The organism is Ignavibacteriales bacterium (assembly GCA_016214905.1).
GTDB lineage: Bacteria > Bacteroidota > Ignavibacteria > UBA10030 > SZUA-254 > PNNN01.
Genome location: JACRMQ010000010.1, coordinates 1 through 3173, shown reverse-complemented (window position 1 = coordinate 3173; position 3173 = coordinate 1). Strand labels below are relative to the sequence as shown.

5 protein-coding genes are annotated in these 3173 nt (G+C 41.2%); 2 read left to right on the top strand and 3 right to left on the bottom strand.

All coding sequences use genetic code 11. The annotated features are described in order from the left end of the window. Nucleotides 1-35 precede the first annotated feature (35 nt). Nucleotides 36-233: a hypothetical protein gene (locus HZB59_14015; protein MBI5022546.1), complete on the top strand. Its 198-nt coding sequence runs from the start codon at nucleotides 36-38 to the stop codon at nucleotides 231-233. Nucleotides 234-317: 84 nt separating this feature from the next. Here the strand turns inward: HZB59_14015 and HZB59_14010 are convergent, their stop codons facing one another. The 3 genes from HZB59_14010 to HZB59_14000 all read right to left on the bottom strand — a co-directional run bounded on the left by HZB59_14010 (nucleotide 318) and on the right by HZB59_14000 (nucleotide 2725). Beyond that, complete coding sequence (locus HZB59_14010) at nucleotides 318-983, bottom strand: hypothetical protein (protein MBI5022545.1); 666 nt, start codon at nucleotides 981-983, stop codon at nucleotides 318-320. A 215-nt stretch (nucleotides 984-1198) separates the two neighbouring features. Further along, on the bottom strand, nucleotides 1199-1453 hold the full coding sequence (locus HZB59_14005; GenBank protein ID MBI5022544.1) for a hypothetical protein: 255 nt from the start codon (nucleotides 1451-1453) through the stop codon (nucleotides 1199-1201). A 57-nt stretch (nucleotides 1454-1510) separates the two neighbouring features. Next, nucleotides 1511-2725 (bottom strand): ISAs1 family transposase, encoded by a 1215-nt coding sequence (locus tag HZB59_14000; protein MBI5022543.1) that lies wholly within the window; start codon nucleotides 2723-2725, stop codon nucleotides 1511-1513. 96 nt (nucleotides 2726-2821) lie between these two features. Here HZB59_14000 and HZB59_13995 point away from each other — a divergent pair. Then, nucleotides 2822-3173 (top strand): hypothetical protein (locus HZB59_13995; protein ID MBI5022542.1); only part of this gene is annotated, 352 nt, incomplete at its 3' end.

Sequence of the window (3173 nt, the reverse complement as noted above, 5' to 3'; positions counted from 1 at the left end):
AAAATGTAATAGTTTCAAATCAAGATGGTCAGCAAATGAATCGAGAAAATGCTGAGTATCGCTTTCAATATGTTGCTGGCGCTTTGGAAAGTAGTTTCCGTCTGCCAGAATCTCAACCAATCCAAGGCATTCTTTTCTCCTGTGGAATTAGGGAACATGTCTGTGATGTTCTCGAAGGCGGTGAATTGGCTTTCAAAAAGAGGGAAGAGAAATACGGTTTTTCAAATCGGTGAAATCTACCAACAACTATTGGAATATAAAAATCGGCAGCCAAGAGGCCACCGATCAAACACTTTCCTAAATCATCATATAATCAATTATTTTGAAATTAAAGTATAGTAATCTTTGGTTGTTCTAATTACCAGCTTATAGTTTTTGTTATAAATTTTTTCTAGGAATGGATCCAATTCTTTAAATCTCGTTTCCAAATTTCTAAAAGACGGCTCTAACACATCAGGAATGATAGCCACAATATTTGAACCATTAATATCTACAGGCTCTGCCATTAAAACTAAGTTGTGAATTGCTATCAAAGATTGGGAGGCTGAAATCTCATCCAAGAAATCCTTCCATTTTTCCTGAATTATCCCTAATTCAATTTTTTCTATCTCAGTAAGTCGTTTTACTGATGACGTAACTTTAAACAATTCTGTGTCAACCTTTGAGGTAACGTTTCTCAGGTTTTCAAACAAAGACATTATTAACAACTCGGCTAACAGAAACGAACCACCAATTGCTATCGCTGTCTTCGTAGAAATATATCCTAGGCTCACAAGGGAACTTAAGAATATTAAGTTGATGATTAGAAAGAATGTTAGTTGAAAGACGGAATATGACCAGACTCGCTTCATAAATGAAACAAAACGACTTCTGGTTCCCAATAAAAAATCCCTACCGTCTTTCGCCAAAATTATAGAAATAATTACACCAGCAACTGTTACAAACAGGCCGATTAACCCAACTATGTCTGATAAACTCAACATCAAGTCTAAATTAGTACATCATTTTTTGCAATTCAATATTTACTGCCCGCGCCTTAGCTCTTACGCTTCTTGAACGTTTGACTAAACGATTTAATTTTTGAATGGTCCTTGAAATTATTCTATCCGCCGATGGTTGTGCCTCGACAAGGACTATTTTATTATTCTGTTGGCTCTTCTGTTTCTTTCTCACGGTAACCACCTTTTATGAAAACAATTTATTTAGGTAACAATTTTTTTACAACTGCATTTAATAATTTGTTATTTGCAGCAGTATTATCAACTAGCTTCTTTAAATATTTCACTTGAGATGCACTAGCCTCAACCAATTCTTCAATTGCGCCAGTATTGTTTGACTGAATTTGACTCACTTTATCCAAACCAACAGCAAAATTTCCTAAAGCACCCTTCAAAGACTCTACTTGTTCCTCAAGCTGTTGTATTCGATCTTCTAGCTTTTTATCGTTAGTCATAGTAATTCCCTCACTGTTTTTACGAGAGTTTTATTTGTTTCAAATAGTACACCATTCCTAATAAAAAAACAAGTACTTTCCTAGTAAAAAGCAGGGCTTTCTTAAAGTCGAAGGATAAGGGATAAAGCGGCAAAAGGATTGGGCAAAAGGATTGGCGTCAAAAATACGTCTGGCGCGGGCATGATTGGAAAAACCATGCTTGGAGAATAAAGCAATGATGAGGTTGTTGATACAAGCCATTGCGCGTGCCATCGCTTTGCGTGTCATTCTGGTTTTATCTTCAAGAAAAGTGACATCACGACGATAGTGCAAGCCATTCTCAATCCCCCATTCAGAACGAACCAATTCGAGTAATTTCTCTGGGACAGCTTGTTTCGCACTCAGACTGGTGAACCCATATTGAATTTCGTGATGTGTTTTTCCAGAACTTGCATAGGTAAAACGGCGCTCCAGTTTGAAGACTTGCTGAACAAAGGGCCAGTCAATGTATTCGTTCAACAGACTGCTGACAGTAATCGTTCGTTCTTCCAGACGACCATGCTCTTTTTCAGTGGTTTGGGCACTAACAAAATCCATCGGAGGAGATCCTTGTCCGCGCACTGGCTTTTGTGGGGCAAACAATAGCTCAATGGCTTCCCGTGTTTTGGGTTGATTGTCTTTGGCAATCCAAACGTAATCCCCTCCTGCATCCACAATTTGGCTTGATAAGCCTCTTTGGGTCTGCATGGCGTCTCCAACCACCACTTTTTCCTCCAAATTTAGGCTTTCGAGCAATCGGGGAGCCACGACAATCTCATTTTCCTTCTCTTTTTCAACGGGCAGTTGTTTCAAAACAATCCCTGCCTGCGGCAGATAGGCTGCGAGTAAATGCACACCAAAACGATCCTCCCCTGTAATCGTGCCGCGTGCTGTTTTTCCATCCAGTGTTATGACTTGGGATTGCTCTACGGCTGGCAGTTTTCCAAGAAATTCTGAAATCGCCTCGTCAATGGTCTGCTCGTGGCTTTCGAGAATTCGTTCATAGGTACTGTGGTGTGGCAAACGAGGATATTTCAACTGCAATGCCTCTAACAGCATGTCTTTCCGACATTGCACCCAGTCCGCTATTCCATAGGGTTTGTCCTCTCCACATATTTTTGCCAACACGATCAGCAATAAGAGGGTTGGCAGGCTGTATCGGATACCACGCTTTTTCCGTCTATCTTCCATCTTCATAAAATGATCGTATAAACTCCCTGTCTCTACAATGAACTCCGCTGTGTTACACTCCATTTTGACCTTCCTCGGTTTTCATTTGGCGCTGGAACACCAAATTTACCACCGCGGAAGGTCTTCCGCTTCTTCGCTTTATGACTTTAAGAAAGCCCTGTGGACCGCTTCCACCTTTCCACGCGGATGTATCAATTGAACACTTACAAAAAGGATTATGACTTCCGCTGGCTCGAAGAACGCCTTCTGCCGCTGAATTTCCGCCTTGTGTTGCTGACTCGCTCGCCAGAATCATTTGAATCGGCGCGCGCTGAAAGGCTCAAGATTTCCGGCAACCCATCGCAATACAACGACTTGAACCTTTTCATCGAAGAGCAAATATTGATCCGCAGACTCGCTGGCGAATCAACTCTGCCCATGCTCGAGGTGGATGTTTCCGACAACAACATCGAATCTGCCACAGAGAGGATTGCCGATTGGATGGAATCCTCGGGCGGTATGTACATGCCAT

What these genes read in the sequence shown, in the direction of transcription:
- HZB59_14005 (MBI5022544.1), bottom strand. Translation starts at nt 1,453, where the DNA reads ATGACTAACGATAAAAAGCTAGAAGATCGAATACAACAGCTTGAGGAA.
- HZB59_14015 (MBI5022546.1), top strand. Translation starts at nt 36, where the DNA reads ATGAATCGAGAAAATGCTGAGTATCGCTTTCAATATGTTGCTGGCGCT.
- HZB59_14010 (MBI5022545.1), bottom strand. Translation starts at nt 983, where the DNA reads ATGTTGAGTTTATCAGACATAGTTGGGTTAATCGGCCTGTTTGTAACA.
- HZB59_14000 (MBI5022543.1), bottom strand. Translation starts at nt 2,725, where the DNA reads ATGGAGTGTAACACAGCGGAGTTCATTGTAGAGACAGGGAGTTTATAC.